Source organism: Endozoicomonas sp. ONNA2, from assembly GCF_024606365.1.
In the GTDB taxonomy this organism is placed as follows: domain Bacteria; phylum Pseudomonadota; class Gammaproteobacteria; order Pseudomonadales; family Endozoicomonadaceae; genus Endozoicomonas.
The window spans coordinates 1-4,474 of sequence record NZ_JAHHPO010001059.1 but is presented as its reverse complement, the minus strand read 5'-3'; the positions used below and the strand labels follow the sequence as shown (position 1 = coordinate 4,474).

General features: G+C 49.6%; 3 protein-coding genes. 1 reads left to right on the top strand and 2 read right to left on the bottom strand.

Features of this window, described 5'->3' with window-relative positions:
• The first annotated feature begins 260 nt into the window (after positions 1–260).
• On the top strand, positions 261–1,763 hold the full coding sequence (locus tag KDK14_RS18825; protein WP_257266746.1) for a hypothetical protein: 1,503 nt from the start codon (positions 261–263) through the stop codon (positions 1,761–1,763).
• Between the two features lie 25 nt (positions 1,764–1,788).
• Here KDK14_RS18825 and KDK14_RS18820 read toward each other — a convergent pair whose 3' ends face one another.
• Both KDK14_RS18820 and KDK14_RS18815 read right to left on the bottom strand, forming a co-directional pair.
• Entirely contained in the window at positions 1,789–3,273 is a 1,485-nt protein-coding gene (locus KDK14_RS18820) for a DHA2 family efflux MFS transporter permease subunit (RefSeq protein WP_257266745.1), read from the bottom strand.
• Positions 3,263–4,300 (bottom strand): HlyD family secretion protein, encoded by a 1,038-nt coding sequence (locus KDK14_RS18815; protein WP_257266744.1) that lies wholly within the window; start codon positions 4,298–4,300, stop codon positions 3,263–3,265. The genes KDK14_RS18820 and KDK14_RS18815 overlap by 11 nt, the downstream gene beginning before the upstream one ends.
• Positions 4,301–4,474 lie beyond the last annotated feature (174 nt).

Here is a 4,474-nt window from a genome sequence, read left to right as displayed (position 1 = left end):
TTTCCCTCTAACCCTTGATATCATTGATGGTAATCAATTTATCGGGAATTGCTGGTCATTCATATTAGTAATGCGGTAGACCAGGCTATTCAACTGAAAAATACTGACAGGGAATTGGCAATAAAGGAGAGGCAACAGCGCAATTCATAAGGTGATTCTCCGACAGTACCGGATAATCACCGCAGAAACCAATTAAATAATCTGAACTATTTTTTTGTCTGTTTGTCCAATAAAAGTACAAAAAACTCAGGACACATCCCATGGAACCCACAATTGCAAGACAGACATCTCATTTAGCACCAAATTCATCTTGTACCAAAAGCCCTACTCCTATGGATGTCGATACTCAGTCAGCCCTTGGCGAAACAACGGAAACAACGTTTAATGGTAAAAGCGTCTCTGAAATGGCTGTCCCTTTTTCCCGCCAAACGCTCGATAAATCGCCACAATGTTTACTATGCCGTCAGGCAATTTGTCTGAAGAATCGGGATATCAGTTCGCCGGAAATAACCTATTGCAACAACCTCCACTCACACCATGTTAGCTGCATTAAGGATTATTACTCCCGGAACCCTGACCAGGAGGCTCCCCGAAAAAATCCGGATTTAAAGTGCTTTGAATGCCATAATCCAATGCCGTTAAGCATGCCCAGATGGGATGGCGAGGCGTTTATTTGTCCGATTCGCAAAAGCGAGCTGGATGCCCCTACACCTTACGTTGGTGCCCCCATGACTTTCTCTCTGGCCGATTTTCCCATGATTGATGCCAAGGAGGTCACGGTTGCCCTGGGTTTTTTGGGCGCTCCTGTCATCCGTCTTCTGGACACATCGCAAAGACCACATGCGGAGGACCCCGCACGAGGCGATTATGTCTTCTGCCTTTCTGACGAAATACTCATCACACCCCGCGATCGTATAGACGAGAAAAAAACAACTGTTCGTAAAACAATCACTGATTATCTTACCCTCGCCGTACATACAATGTCAGGTGGATCTGACGATCTTTTGCGAGACTACTTACAATTAATACATGAAAGCTTTTCGAAGTTTGATGCATACGAAAACACCCGGCCGATCCATATGGTGATCAATGACAGTAATAACAAGAAATTACTTACGTTTGCCAGTAATTACCCTATTTATCCCCTGCAATGGTGCAAGCCAGCGACACAACGAATGGTGTGTCTGGAAAATAAGGAAGGTGCTTCTGGTCCACGCCCCACTCTTTCATCTGACTCTGCCCAGTTTGAATCTGGAAAAAGAGCATTGATTGACGGCCCGGATACTGAACTGCCACCACAGAAACGGGCAAACACAGAGCCATCCGCCGTTAGCGAAAAAAGAACCGGGCAACCAGAAAATACCACCCCCCAGTTCGACAGGCTCTCATTCGAGCTATCTGTCACTGCCCCTGACAGCAAGGATTCCCTGGCTTTTTTCAATGACATGAATTTCAGTGACAGCCGATCCATCCGATCAGTTTTTGACAATGACCGGTCACCTTCCAACGATCTGCTACTTTCGCCTCAATATGGAAAATTCAAAACCGACTTTAAAACTGCATTATCAAAGATACGCGAAGATGAAGTGTTGTTGGTCAGGGTAAAGCTGAAAAAGCCATCCGATTCAACAAAAAACCAGGACACAGGGCTATCTCCTGCTGAGACAATCCTCGACGAAGACATGCAACGTCTACTCAGAGAAATACTGCAACCCCTCGACATCATAGGGAAGTTTTCTAACACCGACCCGAAAAGTGAATAGTATCAATAAAGTGTATGCAACACTGTTAGCCTGCCCGCTTCAAACAAGGCAGTAGCAACATCAACAACAGGTAGATAAACACCATCAGCAAAAAGCAATGGATAAACGCCAGCATGGCCGATTGCTGCTTGAGTAAAGCCGCAATCTGCTCAATAAAGGTGGTGTTCGTTATGGTCTCACTGGCTGCTTCAGCAAAGGCCTGCAACCGCTGGTTATCCGGCGATAAACTCCCTCCCAGACTCTGCCACTCTGACTGCTTCACATAGCTGAAGTAGGTATTGATGACGGCGATACCTATAGAAGAACCTATGGCGCGGCAGAGGCTGTACATCGCTGTACCGCCGGGAATAAACTCAGGCCTGAGGGTTGAGAACGCAATTTTTGACAACGGCGCAAAAAACAGACCCAGCCCTGCCCCCTGGATAACAGACGGCAGAATAATCCAGAACGGATCAATCTCCAGGGAGTATCGGCTCATTTGCCAGACACCAACGGCGTTAAACACCAGACCGACAAATATCAGAACCCGGCTATCCACTTTATCCATAAGCGGAGCGGCCAGGATCAACACCAACGCAGACGACACCCCCCTGGGAGCCATGATAAAACCGGAAGTCTCAACCGGATAGTTCAACAGTTCCTGAAGCATCATGGGCTGCAATTGCAGCACACCAAAGGTGCCAACCGCAAAACAGCTGACCAGCAGGCAGGAAACCCCCAGGTTTCGATCCCTGAGCATCCATGCCGGGGCAATCATCCCCCTGGTGACAAAAGAACGGAAAATAAATGCAACAATGAGCAGAGCGCTGGCGATGGAGGAAAACAGGATGAAATTCGAACTGAACCAGTCTTTCTCGTTACCCTGGGAAAGCACCATTTGCAGAAGGCCAATGCCCAGGGCCATGGTCAATATCAGCAACCAGTCGATGGATGTTTTGCCACGGTTACTGATCTGTATATTGATGAATACAAGCAGCAGACAGACAGCGCCCACCGGCAGATTGATATAAAAAACCCAGCGCCAGTTCAGGTGTTCGGTAAGAATGCCACCCAGCACCGGACCAAGAACCGGGCCTACCATCACCCCAATGGAGAATAACGCCATGGCACGGCCCTGCTCTTCTTTGGGATAGACCTGCATAAGGACTGACTGGCTCAGGGGAATGACGGCAGCGCCAAATGCTCCCTGAAATATCCTGAAGAATATGATCTCCATCAGCGAATCAGCCTGTCCACAAAGCGCAGACATCGCCACAAACCCACCAATGGAGTACAACAGCAACTGGCGCTCACCAAAACGCAGGGTCAGAAAACCCGCCAGGGGGATACAGATGGCTTCTGCCATGCTGTAACTGGTCAATACCCAGGTAATCTGGTTTGAGGTAGCCCCCAGGGATCCCATCATGTCCGGTAGTGCGACATTCGCGACCGTCATATCAATCACGACGATCAGTGAGGAAATAATAATAATGGTGATGGTGACGGCCTGCCGACTGACACTACTGTTCATGGGTGTGCTCACCAGCAGAAGCGACGGTATCCACCGTAACCGTGGCACTGGCCCCCACCCTCAGTGGCTCTTTGCCACGCTGGTTGTCAGCATCCTGCAAACGGATACTGACGGGAAACCGTTGGGCAATCTTCACCCAGTTGCCTGTGGCATTTTCGGGAGGGAGCAGAGAAAAAGCGGAGCCACTGGCCGGTGATATTGACTCAACGGTGCCGGTAAACAGGGTATCCGGATACATATCCAGCGCAACACGGGCCGACATACCTGGCCTGATTCTGCCCAGATCGTCCTCCTTGAAATTAGCCTGAACCCAGTAGCTTTCGGCCACCACCAGGGGCATCAGGGCCTGCCCCTCATTGATCACACTGCCCGGATGCACATTAACCTTGCCCAGCTCACCGTCGGCCGGTGCTGAAATATTGGTGTAAGAGAGGTTCAGCGTAGCCAGCATCAAGGCCGCTGCCGCTTCCTGAACCGCTGGCGCCTGTTCACCTTCAGCCCCCTGCTCAGCAACCAGCTGCGCCATACGCGCCCGGGCACTGGCCAGGGCATCCTGTGCGGTCGTCAGCGCCGCCCTGGCCGTATCTGCTTCCTGTTCAGGAAGCACACCTTCAGAAACCAGGGTCATGGTGCGCCGGAAGTTCAACTGCACTTTTTTCAGCTTGGCTGCTGCCGTGGAAATATTACTGCTGGCCGCCAATATCCCCTCACTGTCCGCTTCATTTTCCTCGGTAGCCACCTGATAAGCGGCTCTTGCCTTATTGAGCTGTGCTTCATAAAAGGCCGGGTCAATCTGAATAAGCATCTCCCCCCCATGCACATGCTCATAGTTGCCGACATTAACGACACTGACCCGGCCACCAATCTGTGGCGCTATATAGATAATGTTGCCGTGAACATAGGCATCATTGGTATTCGGGTATTTTTCCTGGTGTTCAATGTAGAAATAACCGGCGATCAACAAAATCAGCAGAACAGCGACAGTGATTATCCAGTTTCGCACTGAATGACGGGGAGCATTATCCATTCTCAAGACCAGAAAAGCGGTTGAAGGAGATGTGCTTTGCCAGATAGCAATATTCGATAAAGAAGTTTAAGAGGCAAAGAGGGTTACAAGGCTAAGTAGTTAACCAAATGAAATCGTATTTTCTGGCTAAGTGGGCAGTTACTATGCAAGGCACAACGTAGGGAGCATAGCCGT